We start from the raw sequence: 17,351 nt of genomic DNA, 5'->3' as shown, positions 1-17,351 counted from the left end.
GATAAGCGCGAAGCGCTCGCCTATTGCGCGTCTTTCTTCGGTTCGCGGATTTTGTACCAGGCAACGTAGAGCGCCGGCAGGAACAGCAGCGTAAGCAGCGTCGCGATGATAATCCCGCCGATCATCGCGTAGGCCATCGGCCCCCAGAACACTTCGCGGGCGATCGGGATCATCCCCAGACTCGCCGCCGCCGCCGTCAGCAGAATCGGCCGACGACGATGCTCGGTGGCTTGCGACACCGCATCCCACGGTTCAAGGCCTTCCTTCTCCAGCGCCTCGATTTGCGTCACCAGAATCACCGAGTTGCGGATGATGATGCCGATCAACGCGAGAATCCCGAGGATCGCCACAAAGCCCATCGGCGTGCCGGTCGGGATCAGCGCCAACACCACGCCAATCAACCCGAGCGGCGCGACGCTGGCGACCAGGAACAGCTTCTGCACGCTGTGCAACTGGATCATCAGGAACGTCGCCATCAAAAACAGCATCAGCGGCACAACCTTGGCAATCGGCCCTTGCGCCTTGCCGCTTTCCTCGACGGTGCCGCCGGTGGCGACCTTGTAACCAACCGGCAAATCGGCAGCGAATTTGTCGATGGTCGGTTGCAGCTGTTTCACCAGATCGGTCGGCTGGATCTCGTCGCGCACCGCAGCCTTGATGGTGATCGTCGGTTTGCGGTCGCGACGCCACACCAGCGGTTGTTCCAGCTCATAACGCACCGTGGCGAACGCCAGCAGCGGAATCGAAGTGCCGCTCGGCGTGACGATCTGCAGGTTTTGCAGGGTTTCCGGCGTGCCGCGCTCGGCATCCTCGGCGCGCCCGACGACGTTGATCAGGTAAATGTCATCGTCCACCTGAGTGATCGGCGAGCCCACGACAATGCTGTTCATCAGGTTGGCCACGTCTTCCGACGACAGCCCCAGTTGCCGCGCCTTGTCCTGGGCGATGTCGATGCGCAGGACTTTGCCCGGCTCGTTCCAGTCGTAGATGATTTCGCCAATGTGCGAGTTTTGATCCAGCGCGGTGGCCAGTGCGATGGCGTGTTTGCGCACCTGATCGATGTCCTTGCCGCTGACCCGGTACTGGATCGGCCGCCCTACCGGCGGGCCCATTTCCAGCGCCTGCACATAACTGCCGATACCAACGAAGTCCTTGCGCAGCCGCTCGCGCAAGCGCTGGCTCAACTCGGCGCGCGACTCCAGGCCTTTGCTGACGATGATCAATTGCGCGTAGTACGGGTTCTGCAATTGCTGGTCGAGCGGCAGGTAGAAACGGATCGCACCTTCGCCGATGTAAGTGCTCCAGCGCACGATGTCCGGGTCGTCCTTGAACGTCGCTTCGAGCCTGTCCACAGCCTTGCGCGTTTCCTCGATCGAGGCATTTTGCGGCAGGTTGAGGTCAACCAGAATCTCCGGCCGGTCCGAGGACGGGAAGAACTGGTTCTGCACGAATTGCATGGAAAACACCGACGCTGCGAACAACGCGATGGTGATGCCGATGGCCCACCAGCGATGACGCATGGCCCAGAACATGCTCGCGTTGAACGCGCGGCCAATGCGCCCAGGCTCGGCGGAATGCGGCTTCACTTCGGCGCTGAGGATGTGCACGGCGATCACCGGGGCGAACAACACCGCGACCACCCACGACACCAGCATCGCTACGGCGATTACCGCGAACAACGTGAAGGTGTACTCACCGGCGGAACTGGCGTTGAGGCCGATCGGCACAAAACCGGCGACGGTCACCAGCGTGCCGGTGAGCATCGGGAACGCGGTCGAGGTGTAGGCGTACGTGGCCGCCTGCTCCTTGGTTTCGCCCATTTCCAGGCGCGTGACCATCATCTCGACGGTGATCATCGCGTCGTCCACCAACAGGCCGAGGGCGATGATCAGCGCGCCGAGGGAAATCCGCTGCATGGTGATGCCGCTGTATTCCATGAAGACGAAAACCATCGCCAGCACCAGCGGAATCGAGCACGCCACCACCAGACCGGCGCGCACGCCGAGGCTGATGAAGCTGACGATCAACACAATCACCACGGCTTCAAACAACGCGCTGGTGAACCCGCCGACGGCTTTTTCCACCACCGCAGCCTGATCGGAGACGTTGTTGACGCCGACGCCCACCGGCAGGTCGGCGGTCAGGTCGGTCATGCGCTGGTGCAGCGACTTGCCGAATTCCTGAATGTTGCCGCCCTTCTTCATCGCAATCGCCAGACCGATGGCCGGGCGACCGTTGAAGCGGAATTGCGGAGTCGCCGGGTCGACATAACCACGGCTGATTTCAGCGATATCGGCCAGTCGATAGAAGCGATCATTGAGCCGCAGGTTGACGTCGGCCAGGTCCTTCTCGGAAGCAAACTGCCCGGAAGTGCGCACCGAAATGCGCTCCGGCCCGGCCTCGATGACGCCGGCCGGGGTCACCGCGTTCTGCGATTGCAGGCTCTGTACCACTTGACGCTGATCGATGCCCAACGCCGCGAGTTTGCGCGTCGAGAAGTTCAGGTACAGGACTTCATCCTGCTCGCCGATCATCTCGACTTTGCCCAACCCCGGCACATCGCGAATCGCCGCGCGCACCTGCTCGACGTAATCGCGCAACTGGCGCATCGACAGGCCGTCGGCGGTAAACGCATACACCGAACCGAAGACATCGCCAAACTCGTCGTTGAACCCCGGCCCTTGCAGGCCCTGCGGGAAGTCGCCGCGAATGTCGTTGATCTTCTTGCGCACCTGGTACCAGATTTCCGGGATGTCCTTGGCGCTGGTGGTGTCGCGCAGGTACACGAACACCGTCGATTCACCGGGTCGCGTGTAGCTTTTCACGTAGTCGAGGGAATCGAGTTCCTCGAGTTTTTTCTCGATGCGGTCAGTGACCTGCTTGAGGGTTTCTTCCTGGGTCGCGCCCGGCCAGCGGGTTTGAATGACCATGGTTTTGATGGTGAACGAGGGGTCTTCCTCGCGGCCAAGGTTCATGTACGAGAACACGCCCATCAGCAGCGCGACGAACATCAGATACCAGACGAACGACTGATGTTTGAGCGCCCATTCGGATAAGTTGAAACTCCCTTTCATCGCGGGCTTTCCTCGTCGATTTTGACTTTTTGCCCGGGTTTCAGGCTGTTCACACCGGCACTGACCACGCGCTCACCGGACTTCACACCGTTGGCCAGGACCACGGTGGAATCGGTGCGGCTGATCAGGCTGACGTCACGCGGGGCAACGGTCTGGCTCTGCGGATCGACTACCCAGATGCGGGTTTTGCCATCGACCTCTTGCAGCGCACTGATCGGCAGTTCGAGGCGTGGTTTGATCGCCGAGCTGATTGTCACGCTGATCGCCGTACCGAGGCGGAAGCCTGGCGGCGTGTCGGTCAGCGTCAGCCGCGCGCGGCGGGTACGGGTCGCACTTTGTGCCTGCGGTTCGATTTCACGAATGATCGCGGTGCTGGTGATGCTCGGGTCCAGTTGCGAGGCGACCTGGAACACCACGTCCGTCGGCAACTGATCGACGAGGCTGTCGGGCAGGTCGATCACCGCTTCCTTGATGTCCGGTTGCGCCAGCGTCACCACTTGCTGGCCGGCAGTGACGACCTGCCCCGCCTCGGCGTTCCACGCGGTGACGATGGCTTTGTGATCGGCGCGCAGTTGCACGTAGGTGAGCTGGTCCTTGGCCTGATCGACCGACGCCTTGGCTTGATCGAGCGAGGCCTGGGTGGTTTTCAGGTCAGTCTGGGCGATGTCCAGTTGCGCCTGCGCGCCTACCCCGCGATCAAACAATTCCTGCTGCCGCCGAGCGTTGGCCTGAGTGTTGATGAACTGCGCGCGAATCCGCGCCAGATCACCTTCGGCGGCGCGCAACTGGTTCTGTTGATCGGTCGGGTCGAGGGTGGCGAGCAACGCGCCCTTCTGCACTTCGGCGCCGACATCAACCTCGCGGCTGGCGATCCGCCCCGGAATGCGGAAACCGACATTGCTTTCGTAACGCGCCTGAATGCTCCCGGCGAACCGCCCGAGATCTTCCTGATTCAGCGCTTTGACTTCAATCGACAGCACCGGGCGCACCGGCTCCGGCGGCGCCTCTTCTTTCGAGCACGCGGCCAGCAGCAGGCCGGCAGACAGCAGCATCAGGCGCTTCATTGGTCGGCCCCCGGTGCCAGATCCTTGTAGGTGTTTTCGGCGATTTCCACTTTCATTCCCGGGTGCAGCAGTTGGCCGCCAGCGATGATGACTTTCTGCCCGGCGTCGAGGCCGTCGCTGACGATGACTTTGCCGGTCAGGTAGCGGCCGACAGTGACGTTGTGCAATTGCGCTTTACCGTCGCCGTCGACCAGCCACACGGCGGGTTCGCTGAGATTTTTGGTCAGCGCCGACCACGGCAGTTCGACCGCGGATTTGCCGGCGGTTTTCGCCGTGGCGCTGACCACCGAGCCGAGTTGCATGCCTTCGGGTAGCCCATGCAGGGTGACTTTGACTTGCACGGTGCCGGTTTGCGCCGAGACCGCCGGGGTGATTTCGCGCACGGTGCCGGTGGTTTTGATGTTCGGGTTGCCGAGCAGGCTGACCACCACGGTTTTGTCCGAGGGCGGTTCGGCCAGCAGCGATTCGTAGATGTTGAACACGGCATCGCGCTCGCCGTCCCGCGCGAGGCTGAAGATCGGCACGGTGGCTTGCACCACTTGCCCGACTTCCGCTTGCCGCGCGGTGATGATGCCCGGCGCTTCGGAAATCAACGAGGTGTAGCTCAGTTGTTCACGTGCATTCGCCAGTTGCGCCTGAGCGGCAGTCAGCGCGCTCTGGCTCGCGCGCAATGCAGCCTGGGCGGCATCGAATTCGCTTTGACTGGTGTAACCCTTGGGCAGGAGTTTTTGCTGGCGAACGAACGCGGCGGCGGTCTGTTTGACCCGCGCCTGTTCGGCAACGACTTGCGCCTGGGCGGAATTGACGTTGGTCTGCAGGTCTTTCGGGTCGAGTCTGGCCAAGACCTGTTTCGCCGAAACGCGGTCACCGAGGTCGACTTTGCGCTCGATGATTTTGCCGCCGACGCGGAACGACAACTCGGTCTGCACGCGCGCCTGGACATCGCCGGTGAGGGTCACGGAAGCGGCGTAATCGGCGGGTTGCACCGCTTGCACGAACACCCGTGGCAGGTCTTTTTCGACCGGTTTTTTATCGCCGCAAGCGGTCAGCAGCGCAACAGCGCACAGCCCCGCCATCATTTTCAACCCGGTACCCGCCATGCAGACTCCTTTTCGTGGTACGAACGTGCAAGTGACGATACGACTGTGAGCTTAGAACAGGGTTCCACGCCCGCTAGGGTTTACTGCAAACCCTGTGGCTGACACTCAATCCTGCCGCCAAACGATGACCTGTGGCGAGGGGGCTCGCCCCCGTTCGACTGCGCAGCAGGCGTATTCGGTATATCTGACAAAACCACGGGGCCGCTTCGCAGCCCGACGGGGGCAAGCCCCCTCGCCACAAAGGCTCGCTCCCGCAAGGGATCTTCAAGTTGCTGAAGATAAGGCAAACTGCCCCGCTACGCAGCAGGAAGCTTCCCATGCTCAAGACTCTCGCGGTGGCCAATTACCGCTCGATCAATAAATTGGTGATTCCGTTGGGTCGGCTGAACTTGATCACCGGCCCCAATGGCAGCGGCAAATCCAACCTTTATCGCGCCTTGCGCCTGTTGGCGGAAACCGCGCAGGGTGGCGTGATCAATGCGTTGGCGCGTGAGGGCGGGCTCGATTCGACCTTCTGGGCCGGGCCGGAAACCATCAGCCGGCGCATGCGCAACGGCGAAGTGCCGATTGAAGCCAGCGTGCGCCAAGGCGTCAAGCGTTTGCGCCTGGGATTTGCCGGTGAGGATTTCAGTTATTCGATTGCCCTCGGGTTGCCGGAAAAAACTCTTTCGTACTTTTCCCTCGACCCGGAAATCAAAAAGGAATGCATCTGGTCCGGCCCGCACTACCGCCCCGCGAGCCTGCTGGTAGACCGCGAAGGCCCGATGATTCGCGCGCGCGAAGGGCGCAGTTGGGATGTGCTGGCGCAACACACGCCGAATTTCGACAGCCTGTTCGATCAGGTCGGCAGTTTGCGCACTTCACCGGAAGTCATGCACCTGCGCGAATTCATCCGCCGCTGGCGCTTCTACGATCACTTTCGCAGCGACGCCGACGCCCCGGTGCGCCAGCCGCAACTGGGCACGCGCACGCCGGTGCTGCACCACGACGGCCGCGACCTCGCTGCCGCGTTGCAGACCATTCGCGAGATCGGTGATCCCGAGGTGCTGCAAGCGGCGATCAGCGACGCCTTCCCCGGCGCGCGGCTGAACATCGCGCCGTTGCCGGGTGGTCGGTTTGCGATTGAGTTTTATCAGGAAGGCTTGCTGCGACCATTGTCAGCGGCGGAATTGTCCGATGGCACGTTGCGTTATCTGTTGCTGGTCGCGGCGCTGCTGACGCCCCGGCCGCCGACGCTGATGGTGTTGAACGAGCCGGAAACCAGCCTGCACCCGGACCTGCTGCCGGCGCTGGCGCGCTTGATCATCCGCGCGTCCGAGCAGTGTCAGGTGTGGGTGGTGTCGCACGCGCGGCGGTTGATTTCGGCGCTGCAGGAAGACCCTGAGTGCAATTGCATCGTGCTGGAGAAAACCCTGGGCCAGACCGGGATTGTCGGGCGGGGGGTGCTGGATGAACCGGCGTGGTATTGGCCGGATTGAGTGTCTGGCTTGAGAATGCCCCCTCACCCTAACCCTCTCCCCAAAGGGGCGAGGGGACTGACCGAGGTGTTCTTAGAGCTGCATCGACCTGAAAAACCGAGTTGAACTCAGGCTCTGAAGAGAATTAACACTCGAAATATCGAGTCGAACTCAGGCTTGAAAAAGACGAGACGTCTGCCGAACCGATACTTTGAAAAGCATGGAGATCTGCCCCCTTTCCCCCTCTGGGGAGAGGGGACTGACCGAGGTGTTCTTAGAGTTGCATCGACCTGAACAACCGAGTTGAACTCAGGCCGGAAAAAGACGAGACGTCTGCCGAATCCATACGTTGAAAAGCATGGAGATCGGCCCCATTTCCCCCTCTCCCCTCTGGGGAGAGGGTTGGGGTGAGGGGCTGGTTCTCAGCCGCACCGCAGAACCAACAGAGCTCAGCAGAAGATCACCCCTGCCACTTCCCACCCTCAACAATCACACTCTCAGGCTTGGTGTCGTCGCTCAGTTCTTTGCGCACGTATTGGTCGTACAGCTTGAGCAGATACTTCTCTTCGCCCAACTTCGCCAACTCGGTGTTCACCCAGTCGCGCAGTTCGATGTTGCCCTTCTTCACCGCCGGCGCAATCGGTGCTTCGGCGCCCAGAGTCTGCTCCAGCACGCGGTAGCCGGGATTTTGCTTGGCCCAGCTGAACAGCACCAAATTGTCCTGCGCATACGCGTCACCACGATCATTGGCCAAGGCTTGCAGCGACTCGGAGTTTTTCTCGAACTTGAGCAATTTCCAGTCCGGGTGATTTTTCGTCAGCCAGATATCCGCCGTGGTGCCCGTGGTGACGATGGTCGTGCGGCTCGCCAAGTCGTCCAGGGTTTTTACCGAGCTGTCCTGCGGCACCAAGGCTTGCACCGCAACCTTGAGGTTCGGGTTGGTGAATTCCACCGCTTGCTGGCGCTCCGGAGTGACGGTCATGTTGGCCAGGATCAAATCAACCTTGTCGCTTTGCAGAAACGGAATCCGGCTCGCCGGTTCCACCGCAACGAACTCGACTTTGTTTTCATCGCCCAGCAAATCCTTGGCGAATTGGCGGCCGATGTCGGTATCAAAACCAACGTAGCGCCCAGCCTCATCGACAAAACCGAACGGCGGTTTATCGGTAAACACCCCGACAATCAACTTGTCGCGCGCCTTGATTTTGTCCAGGTAGCCGGCCGGTGCCGTGCTTTCGCTGGCGACTTTGGGTTTCGGCGGTTGTTCGGTTTTATCGCAGCCGGCCAGCAGTGCGAGGCCGAGCAGCGGCAGTAAAAAGAGTGACGACTTGGCAGTTTTCATAGCAGTTCCAGTTCCTGTGTTTGAGTCTTTTTGGGCAGGGCTTCGACGTAGGAGAATTTCTCCAGGAACTGCTGCGCGCGTGCGGTTTGCGGGTTCGTAAAGAAAAGCTCGGGAGGGTTTTGTTCGAGGATGCGCCCGGCATCCATGAACACGATGCGGTCGGCCACCGCGCGGGCGAAGGCCATTTCGTGGGTGACGATCAACAGGGTCATGCCTTCGCGGGCCAGACCCTGAATCACTTCCAGCACTTCCTTGACCATTTCCGGGTCGAGGGCGGCGGTGACTTCATCGAACAACATCACTTTGGGGTTCATGCACAGCGAGCGGACGATGGCGATGCGTTGTTGCTGGCCACCAGAGAGCTGGCGCGGGAAGGCGTCGCGTTTGTCCAGCAAGCCAACCCGTTCGAGCAAGGCTTCAGCCTGAGCGCGGGCCTCGCGGCGTTCGCGCTTCTGCACTTTGACCGGGCCGAGCAGCAAATTGTCAAGGACGCTCATGTGCGGAAACAGGTGATAACTCTGGAACACCATGCCGATCTGCTGACGCACGTCGCGCCAGTCGGTGCTTTTGTCCAGCAACTCGCGGCCGTCGAATGTCAGGCTGCCGCTGTGCGCCACTTCCAGGCCATTCAGGCAGCGCAGCAAAGTGCTTTTGCCGCAGCCGCTGGGGCCGAGAATGACGATCACCTCGCCGGACTTCACACTCAGGTCGATGTCTTTCAGCACTTGTTGCTCGGCGAAAAACTTGTTGAAACCGTTGAACTCGATCAGTGCGCTCATGCTTGCGTCCAGCGCCGCTCCAGCACGCGCGAGGCGGCCGACAGCGGGTAGCAAATGAAGAAGAAAAACAGGAACAGTGCGCCGTAGATCAGCACCGATTCGTAAGTGCGTTCGATGATCTGCTGGCCGACCTTGATCACGTCCACCACACCGATCAGCACCGCCAGCGAGCTGGTCTTGATGATCCGCGTATAGACATTGATGGTCGGCGGCGTCATGCGTTTCAGCGCTTGCGGCAGCAGCACGTAACCGTAGAGTTGCGGGCCGTTGAGGCCAATCGACAAGCCTGCTTCACGCTGACCGCGCGGCAACGAATGCAGCGCGCCGCGCACCACTTCACCCACCTCGCTGGCGCCCCACAGCGACAACACCAGCACCGCGCACCAGAAACTCGGAATGCTCAGGCCGAAGAAAATCGGCAGACCGAAGAACAGCAAGTACAGCCAGACCAGCACCGGAATCGCCCGGAACAGTTCCAGATAAACCCGCAGGATTGCGTTCAGCCATTTCGAGTCAAGCGTGCGCAACACGCCGTAGAGCACACCGCCGACGCTGCTGATGGCGATGCTCAGAAAGGAAATCGACAAGGTTTGCGCCGCGCCTTTGCCCAGTTGCGGCAACGACACCCACAGCAATTCAAGACCCGAACTGGCCATGCTGGAGCCTCCTTTCCAGACGGCTGAGCAGCAGCGACAGCGGCAAAAACAGCAGCACGCAAATCAGCGTCAGCATGGCGAGCATTTCGTAGGTTTTGTAGTAGAGCGCGATGTAGCTTTTGGTGGTGTAGAGAATCTCCGGCACCGCCACCGCCGAGACCACGGTGGTTTCCTTGAGCAGGAAAATAAAATTGGCGAACAGCGACGGCAGGCTGAGGATTCCGGCTTGCGGCAGGATCACGTAGCGCAGCAATTGGCCGTGGGACAGGCCGATGGAACGGCCGGATTCGAGCTGAGCGTGCGGCACCGCGTCGACCCCGGCGCGCAGCACTTCGGTGAGATAAGCGCCGCCAAGGAAGGTCATGGTGATGATCGCCGCGGTGAAACCCGAAACCTTGATGCCCAGCGTCGGCAGGGCGAAGTAGACGAAAAACAGCTGAATCAGCAGCGGCGTGTTGCGCGCCAGTTCCACGTACAGACCGACGAGGCGCTGCAGATATGGCGTGCGAAACACCAGGATCGTCGCGTTGATCAGCGCCACCAGCAGCGAGGTGCCGATGGCGATAAAACCGACCTGCAGAGTCACGCCCACGGCTTTGAGAAACGCCGGCAGCGTGCTGAGGATAAAAGCGTAATCGAGGGTCATTGAACATCCTGACGTCGCGGGGTAAGCGACGGTGGCGCAGTCCATGGGCGGCGGATAACCACCCGGCAGGCACCGACTTTAAAGGTATAAAAAGAAGAATTTAAATACCGTTAAAGCATATTGATATCACGCAAAAAACTATCTGGCTGAGGTGTGGTGAAAGCGGCAAAAGAGCGCAGAAAAATTGATCGATCCGATTTCCTGAACCACACAGAACCCTTGTAGGAGTGAGCCTGCTCGCGATAGCGGTGGGTCAGTCAACATGTCACTTGCCTGACCCGGCGCTATCGCGAGCAGGCTCGCTCCTACAGGGGTCTGCTCCTACAAGGATTTGGGCGCACGCAAAAACGCCGACGCTGTAGCAGCCGTCGGCGTTGAAACCTTGAAGGGGTTTGGTGCTGCGTCGAATCAGAACGCCGGCAGTACGGCGCCGCTGTATTTCTTCTCGATGAACGCTTTCACTTCCGGGCTGGTCAGGGCTTTGGCCAGTTTCTGGATGGCGTCGCTGTCCTTGTTGTCCGGACGCGCCACCAGGAAGTTCACGTAAGGCGAATCCGCGCCTTCGATGACCAGCGCGTCTTTAGCCGGGTTCAGACCTGCTTCCAGCGCGTAGTTGGTGTTGATCATGTCCAGGTCGACTTGATCCAGCACACGCGGGAGCATGGCCGATTCGAGTTCCTTGAACTTGAAGTTGTGCGGGTTCTTGGCGATGTCTTTCGGCGTGGCCAGGGCGTTTTTCGGGTCTTTCAACTCGATCAGGCCAGCCTTCTGCAGCAGGATCAGGGCACGGCCGCTGTTGCTGCCTTCGTTAGGGATGGCGATGGTGGCGCCGTCCTTCAGCTCAGCCAGGGTTTTGACTTTCTTCGAGTAGCCGCCGAACGGTTCGACGTGCACGCCGATCACGGTGACCAGGTTAGTGCCCTTGCCTTTGTTGAAGCTGTCCAGGTACGGCAGGGTCTGGAAGTAGTTGGCGTCCAGACGCTTCTGATCGACCTGCACGTTCGGCTGAACGTAGTCGGTGAAGACTTTGATTTCCAGATCCACGCCTTCTTTGGCGAGAGTCGGCTTGATCAGTTCAAGAATCTCGGCGTGTGGAATCGGGGTCGCCGCAACCACCAGTTTCTCGCCAGCCTGGGCCAGGCCAGCAGTCAGGGCAGCCGCCAGTGCGGTGAACAACAGAACCTTTTTCATGCAGTGTCCTTATCGAAAATCACGGTCGCCAGCGGCGACGGCTATTAGTACGAGTGCCAGTGAAGTGCTATCGCTGGCGTGAAGCGGACAATACCGGGATTTTTTATTCCCGAACAATATCTTTTATTCACTTTCATATTCCATTTTGTTCATACACCCCTTTTTTTCCAGACTCCTCTGGCTCGCGCATTACCCGTAGGAGCGAGGCTTGCCCGCGAAGGCGTCCTTGCTGGTACACCGCGTCGTTTCGGTTCGCGAGCAAGCTTTGCTCCTACAGGGGACGGCGTCTTGCGCGATGCACCGCGTCGTCTGCTTCGCGAGCAAGCTTTGCTCCTACAGGGGACGGCGTCCTGCCCGATGCACCGCGTCGTCTGCTTCGCGAGCAAGCTTTGCTCCTACAGGGGGCGGCGTCTTGCCCGATGCACCGCGTCGTCTGGTTCGCGAGCAAGCTTTGCTCCTACAGGAGCGCGGTGTTTTTCAGGAGTTGGTTTAGCGCTGCTTGTTCGGCGGCGGATCCGTTGGCGAGGATGTGTTTGAGTTGCCGCTCGATCTGCTGCAACGATGGCGTCGCGTCTGGCAGGTTCAGATGCTCGGGCAGGATTTCGTCGCCGGTGCTCACCAACAGCGCGAAGTGAATGACGTTTTCCAGTTCGCGGGTGTTGCCCGGCCAGCTGTGCGCTTCCAGCACTTGTTGCGCGGCTTCGCTGATCAGCGGCACCGGCAGGTCGAGGCGTTGGCTGTAGATGCCGAGAAAATATTCGGCCAGCGACAGAATATCGCCCACGCGTTCACGCAGCGCCGGCAGTTCGAGTTGGCCTTCGCTGAGGTAGTGATAAAGCCGTTCGTGGAATTTGCCGGCGGCCACCGCTTGCGCGAGGTCGATGCTGGTGGCCGCGACCAGGCGCACGTCCACCGGGCTCGGCTGGTGCGCGCCGACGCGGGTGACTTCGTGGTTTTCCAGCGCCGAGAGCAATTTGATCTGGATCGGCAGCGGCAAGTCGCCGATTTCGTCCAGGTACAACGTGCCGCCATTGGCCGAGCCAAACCACCCGGCGCGACTGCTCGCCGCGCCGCTGTAGCTGCCGGCGGCGTAACCGAACAATTCGGCGTCGGCATAGGTCGGGCTGATCGCGCCGCAATTGACCGACACGAACAAGCCGCTGCGATCACTGGCGCGATGGATGTGGCGCGCGAGCAGTTCCTTACCGCTGCCGGTTTCGCCGCGAATCAACACGCACACTGAGCGCGGAGCCAGTTGCTCCAATTCCTCGCGCAACTGGCGCGAACGTGGATCGACAAACACCAGCGCTTTGGCGCGAATGCTCAGGGGACTTTTTTCGGCGTCGGGAAAGGTCAGCAGCGGCTGACCGAAGGCTTCAAAACTCATGGCAGAACTCCCGCCCAAAACCGCCGGGAGACGGGGGCGTTGAAAAGATAAAAAAATCAGGCGCGCCGCAGGGCGTGATGTTCCATGCGGTTTTGCAGGCGATAGAGATAGGCGAAACCCTGCTCCCAACGCTGGTGACCAGACTTGACGTTGATGTGCCCGGCGCCGGACAGAATCCCCGCCTCCGCACCCCAGTGGCGCGCCAGTTCCAGTGCGCGCGGGGCACTGACGGCGCTGTCGTTGTCGGAGCTGACGACTTGGCTGGGGAACGGCAACAACGTGGTCGGAATCGGTGCGAAATTGCGCAGGGCCGGCACGCACGCCGGGCGCTCGACGTCCGCAGGCGCGACCAGCAAGGCACCGCGCACCTGACGCAAAAACTGCGACGGCGCGGTCGCTGCCCAATGCGCGACGGTGATGCAACCGAGGCTGTGGGCGATCAGGATGACTGGCGTGCTGTCGGCGGCAATTGCCTCGGCAAGCGCTGCGACCCAGTCTTCACGACGCGGCGTCAGCCAGTCGGCCTGCTCCACGCGCGCACTGTTCGGCAAACTGTTCTGCCAGTGGCTTTGCCAATGATCATCTGGCGATCCTTGCCAGCCCGGCACAATCAGGTAGCGAATTGATTCGTTGCGCATGGGGGAGCTCTCCTGCTGCGTGTCTGTTCCTGAGCGAGTATAGGGATGGGAGTTATATTCGTTAAGGAATAAGAAGCTATTTATTAAGACCTTAAATGCATATGAGTGATGGATTGAATATTTGGGATTGATCATCAGAACCACCCCTCACCCTAACCCTCTCCCCAAAGGGGAGAGGGGCCTGACTGAGGTGTTTTCGCGAGATGCTGCGACCTGAAAGTCCTGAGTCGAACTCAGGGTCGAAAAGAATGAAGATCGGCCCCCTTTCCCCCTCTCCCGTCTGGGGAGAGGGTTGGGGTGAGGGGATGGCTCTCGAGCCCTACGCAAAAAAAAGGGCCGCACCCTGCCAAGGAGACGGCCCCGGAAACTGTGGAAAATCTAGCGCGCGGTGATCACCGACAACTTGGTAATTCCGGCCCGTTCAATCGAGGCCATGGCCCGCGCCACTTCGCCGTAATTCACCCCGTCGTCGGCCTGCAATTGCACGCGCACTTCCGGATCCTTGGCTTTCGCTGATTTGAGGTTGAACTCGAGCAGATCCGGCTTGATTTCATCCTTGTTGATAAACAGCTTGCCGGCGCCATCGATGCTCACCACCAGCGGGTCCTTCTGCTCCACCGGCGCCACCGCTTCGGTCTTCGGCAGGTTGATCGGGATCGCGTTGGTCAGCAGCGGCGCGGTGACGATAAACACCACCAGCAGCACCAGCATCACGTCCACCAGCGGCGTCACGTTGATCTCGCTCAGCACCTCATCACTGTCTTGCGTGGAGAACGCCATATCAGGACGCCTCCTTGACTTTCTGCGCGCCACCCTGGGCCACGACTTTGTGCGACGTCGGGTGAATCAGCAGTCGGAACGAACTCTTCTGCGCCAGGCTGTAGAAGTCGTGGGCGAAGTCATCCAGGTCCGCCGCCGTCAGTTTCAAACGCCGCAAAAAGTAGTTGTAAACCAGCACTGCCGGCACCGCGACCGCGATCCCCACACCGGTCGCGACCAGTGCTGCACCGATCGGTCCGGCGACCGTTTCCAGGCTCGCCGAACCGGCCGCGCTGATGCCTTTCAACGCTTCCATGATTCCCCACACCGTGCCGAACAAACCAATGAACGGCGAGGTGCTGCCGATACTCGCGACCACCGCCAGCCCGGTTTCCAGCGAACGCCGTTCGCGGACGATCTGCTGACGCAAGGCACGCTCCAGCCGATCCTGGTGATTGATCGCCTGGCTCAAATCCTGCGCCTGCGGCGCTTCACCGACCTGAATCGCCGCATAACCGGCCTGGGCAACCCGTGCGGCGGCGCCGGGCTGGGTTTCGCTCAATTCGGCGGCGGCATCCAGACTTGAGGCCGCCCAGAACTGCTTGTGAAACTTGCGATCCTGAGCTTTCAAACGGCCGAACTGCACGCCTTTGAGCAACGCCAAACCCCAAGTGGCAACGGAAAAAACCACCAGCAGCCAGATCACCGCGCTTTCGATGGATTCAAGTGGAGAGGCCAGTAACGTCATGATGTATTCCCTCGTGTAAACATTTGGCGCGAATTGGGTTTCGGTTTAATGAATCTTGAAATCGATCGGCACGCTGACCCAGCCATCCTGGGCCACCTCACCTTGCTTGGCCGGGACAAAACTCCAGCGCTTGACCGCGCTGAGCGCCGCGTCGTCGAGCTGATCGCGACCACTGCTTTTCTGAATCTGGATTTCCCCCGGTTTGCCGTTGGCCAACACATGCACCCGCAGCAACACCGTGCCTTCCCACCCGCGACGCTGGGCCAGCGACGGATATTCCGGCGCCGGGTTTTTCAGATACGCCGCGTTGGCCGAGGCCGGCGTTACCGGTGCTGGCGCTGGTGGCGCCGGTGGTGCAGGCGCGGCGACCGGCGCTGTCGGTTGTGGCGGCGCGGGCGGTTGCTCGACCGCTTTGGGCGTTGGCTTTGGCGTTGGCTTGGGCAGCGGTTTGGCGACTGGCTTAGGCTTCGGAACCGGTTTGGGTGGCGGCGGTTTTACAGCCAATTCGTCTTCGACGGGTGGCGGCGGCTCGACCACCGGTTGTACCGGTTGCGGCGGTGGCGGCTCGACCACGGGCGGCGCCGGGCGCGAAAACTCGATGGTCATCGGCGGGATTTCCGGCGGCACAATCGGCAATTCCTTGATCGGCTGCTGATTGAGCCAATAGATCACCGCGCCATGCACCAGCAACGCGAGCACACCGAGCAGAATCGCTTCGCGGCGGCTCAAAATCCCCTTGGGCGCACGCTGCAAACGCAACTGGCCCAACGGCACCCGAGGCACGCGGCCGAGGTCGACCAACTCACCACTCGGCGCGTGGCGCCACAGCACCTCATGCGCGCCGGCGGCGGTCTGGACATTGCCCATGGTTTTACTCCCTACAGTCCTTCAAAACGCGTCTACATAAAAAGACAGGCCGGAACAAACATTCCCCGCCGGCCTGTCGATGGCGTGATCATTGAGCTAGACGCTTATCTCTTAAAGTAATCTTTTAGATTACTGATAGATCATTAGCGAATATAAGAACTGCCCATTTGGCCGCAGGCCTTATCCGCCGAGGCCTGTGCGCGAGAGCCCGATTACGCATGCATTCCAGGCATTGAAAATATTCCCCGCAGGCATGGTTTTCGGCGCTCGTGCGGCTCTGGTCAGCGGCTTGCGCTGGTTTGCTGCGCAGCGACCGTCGGCGCAATCACCGCGGTTTCGGCGCGCGGCGTGCCCAGCGGCACCCAGTCGTAGCTCACCGGCAACGCGCGATAGACCCAGTTGCTGATCGCATCGCCACCCGGCGCTTTGCCGAGATAAGGGCTGACGTATTCCCAGACGTTTTCGCCGCTGGCCGTGACCTGGAAAAACCGTCCGTTCATGCCTTCGTCGATCAACGTATTGCCGTTCGGCAAACGTCGCGCGCTGCTGATGAACGAGCTGTAAAACGCCCATCCCGGCTGTTTCGAATTGGCCGCGCTGTACTGCCAGACGATTTGGTTTGTGCTCGGGTCGATTTCCAGCACACGCGAACCCGAGATCAGCCCCAGCGTGACGTTCGGATAACCCGCCGAGCCCTGGTTATCGAACAGCAGAATATTGCCCGCGCCCGGCAAGCCTGCGGGGATGATGTGCGCGTCGTGCTGACCGACAAACTGGTCCACCGGCCGTGGCAGTTTTTGCGCGGTTTTAGGGTCGATCAGCGGCAGGTTCGGGCCGAGACGCCAGACCACTTTGCCGCTTTGCTTGTCGATGATCGCGATGAAATTGGCGTTGCGTGAATCGAGCAGCAAGTTATCCGGATTGAAGCGTTTGTCGCCCGCGTCAAACCACTTGTTCGGGCCGACAAGGCTGAGGTTGTTGATGTGCAGGTAATCCGGGTTGTCGCTGGCGTGCACCAGTTTCAATTGCTCGGGCGTAAAGCCGAATTCATCCAGGTGTTCCGAGGCCAGCCATTGCCATTTCACCTCACCTTTGGGCGTGACTTCGTAGATGGCATCGTCGATGACTTCCGGCACTTTGAACCCGGCGACCTTGTGCACTTTATTGGCCAACACCACGGTGTTGCCGTTGGCCAGACGCCGTTGGTCATGGTGCTGTTGCGCAGCGCCGCCCGGCGCCTTGTCGCCCCACTGCCAGACGACTTTGCCGTTCCAGTCGAGCTCACCAATGCTCTGGTTGCCCAAACCGTTGCCGGCCGAACCGAGTTTGCCGGGGTCCTTGTCGCTGAGTTGCAGCAACACATGGCCGCGCTCGCCGCCGACCAGTTGCGGATCGATTACCGCCGAAGGGAAACCAGCGTGCGGCCAGGTTTTCACCTCGTTGCCGTTCATGTCGATCAAGTGCGTCTGCTTGTCGGCGCCGCTAAAAATCACGTATTGGTTAAACGCCTTGGCCGGGGCATATCGGGTCACGCCCGTGGGGTAGACGCTGGGTGCGGCGAAGGTGCCTGCGCTGAATACCGCGCCGGTCAGCAACAGCGGTAAAGCGGTTTTGATGCTCAACATGATGGAACTCCTTGAGTC

15 protein-coding genes are annotated in these 17,351 nt (G+C 60.6%); 1 reads left to right on the top strand and 14 read right to left on the bottom strand.

The window, feature by feature from the left end; genetic code table 11:
* Positions 1-20 precede the first annotated feature (20 nt).
* Genes FBY12_RS18655 through FBY12_RS18645 form a run of 3 tightly spaced genes read right to left on the bottom strand, consistent with a single transcriptional unit; the run spans position 21 to position 5,238 of the window.
* On the bottom strand, positions 21-3,074 hold the full coding sequence (locus tag FBY12_RS18655) for an efflux RND transporter permease subunit (RefSeq protein WP_145254802.1): 3,054 nt from the start codon (positions 3,072-3,074) through the stop codon (positions 21-23).
* The gene (locus FBY12_RS18650; RefSeq protein ID WP_145254799.1) at positions 3,071-4,138 is read right to left on the bottom strand and encodes an efflux RND transporter periplasmic adaptor subunit; all 1,068 of its coding nucleotides are present in this window, start codon (positions 4,136-4,138) and stop codon (positions 3,071-3,073) included. Before FBY12_RS18650 ends, FBY12_RS18655 begins: the two co-directional genes overlap by 4 nt.
* Entirely contained in the window at positions 4,135-5,238 is a 1,104-nt protein-coding gene (locus FBY12_RS18645) for an efflux RND transporter periplasmic adaptor subunit (protein ID WP_145254796.1), read from the bottom strand. Before FBY12_RS18645 ends, FBY12_RS18650 begins: the two co-directional genes overlap by 4 nt.
* Before the next feature lie 317 nt (positions 5,239-5,555).
* On the opposite strand from FBY12_RS18645, the gene FBY12_RS18635 reads away from it, so the two are divergent.
* Positions 5,556-6,716, top strand: coding sequence for an AAA family ATPase (locus tag FBY12_RS18635; RefSeq protein ID WP_145254790.1), 1,161 nt, complete (start codon positions 5,556-5,558; stop codon positions 6,714-6,716).
* Between the two features lie 439 nt (positions 6,717-7,155).
* Here the strand turns inward: FBY12_RS18635 and FBY12_RS18630 are convergent, their stop codons facing one another.
* The 11 genes from FBY12_RS18630 to FBY12_RS18580 form a co-directional block, all read right to left on the bottom strand.
* Complete coding sequence (locus FBY12_RS18630; protein ID WP_145254787.1) at positions 7,156-8,037, bottom strand: transporter substrate-binding domain-containing protein; 882 nt, start codon at positions 8,035-8,037, stop codon at positions 7,156-7,158.
* The gene (locus FBY12_RS18625; protein WP_145254784.1) at positions 8,034-8,816 is read right to left on the bottom strand and encodes an amino acid ABC transporter ATP-binding protein; all 783 of its coding nucleotides are present in this window, start codon (positions 8,814-8,816) and stop codon (positions 8,034-8,036) included. Before FBY12_RS18625 ends, FBY12_RS18630 begins: the two co-directional genes overlap by 4 nt.
* Positions 8,813-9,472, bottom strand: a complete 660-nt coding sequence (locus FBY12_RS18620; RefSeq protein ID WP_121734463.1) for an amino acid ABC transporter permease — start codon at positions 9,470-9,472, stop codon at positions 8,813-8,815. Before FBY12_RS18620 ends, FBY12_RS18625 begins: the two co-directional genes overlap by 4 nt.
* Positions 9,453-10,118 (bottom strand): amino acid ABC transporter permease, encoded by a 666-nt coding sequence (locus tag FBY12_RS18615; RefSeq protein WP_145254781.1) that lies wholly within the window; start codon positions 10,116-10,118, stop codon positions 9,453-9,455. Before FBY12_RS18615 ends, FBY12_RS18620 begins: the two co-directional genes overlap by 20 nt.
* 408 nt (positions 10,119-10,526) lie before the next feature.
* The gene (locus FBY12_RS18610) at positions 10,527-11,309 is read right to left on the bottom strand and encodes a MetQ/NlpA family ABC transporter substrate-binding protein (RefSeq protein ID WP_145254778.1); all 783 of its coding nucleotides are present in this window, start codon (positions 11,307-11,309) and stop codon (positions 10,527-10,529) included.
* 457 nt (positions 11,310-11,766) lie between these two features.
* Positions 11,767-12,696 carry a sigma 54-interacting transcriptional regulator gene (locus FBY12_RS18605; protein ID WP_145254775.1) on the bottom strand — a complete coding sequence of 310 codons (930 nt, stop codon included), beginning with the start codon at positions 12,694-12,696 and terminating at the stop codon, positions 11,767-11,769.
* A gap of 56 nt (positions 12,697-12,752) precedes the next feature.
* The gene (locus FBY12_RS18600; RefSeq protein ID WP_145254772.1) at positions 12,753-13,334 is read right to left on the bottom strand and encodes an alpha/beta hydrolase; all 582 of its coding nucleotides are present in this window, start codon (positions 13,332-13,334) and stop codon (positions 12,753-12,755) included.
* A gap of 378 nt (positions 13,335-13,712) precedes the next feature.
* Positions 13,713-14,114: a biopolymer transporter ExbD gene (locus FBY12_RS18595; protein WP_145254769.1), complete on the bottom strand. Its 402-nt coding sequence runs from the start codon at positions 14,112-14,114 to the stop codon at positions 13,713-13,715.
* Between the two features lies 1 nt (position 14,115).
* Positions 14,116-14,841, bottom strand: a complete 726-nt coding sequence (locus FBY12_RS18590) for a MotA/TolQ/ExbB proton channel family protein (protein ID WP_121734411.1) — start codon at positions 14,839-14,841, stop codon at positions 14,116-14,118.
* Between the two features lie 45 nt (positions 14,842-14,886).
* On the bottom strand, positions 14,887-15,708 hold the full coding sequence (locus FBY12_RS18585; protein ID WP_145254765.1) for an energy transducer TonB: 822 nt from the start codon (positions 15,706-15,708) through the stop codon (positions 14,887-14,889).
* Positions 15,709-15,989: 281 nt separating this feature from the next.
* Positions 15,990-17,333, bottom strand: a complete 1,344-nt coding sequence (locus tag FBY12_RS18580; protein WP_145254762.1) for an aryl-sulfate sulfotransferase — start codon at positions 17,331-17,333, stop codon at positions 15,990-15,992.
* Between the last annotated feature and the right edge of the window lie 18 nt (positions 17,334-17,351).

It is taken from the genome of Pseudomonas sp. SJZ131 (assembly GCF_007828705.1).
GTDB lineage: Bacteria > Pseudomonadota > Gammaproteobacteria > Pseudomonadales > Pseudomonadaceae > Aquipseudomonas > Aquipseudomonas prosekii.
Note: the sequence above shows the minus strand (reverse complement) of the source record. Positions and strands in the feature narration are given on the sequence as shown.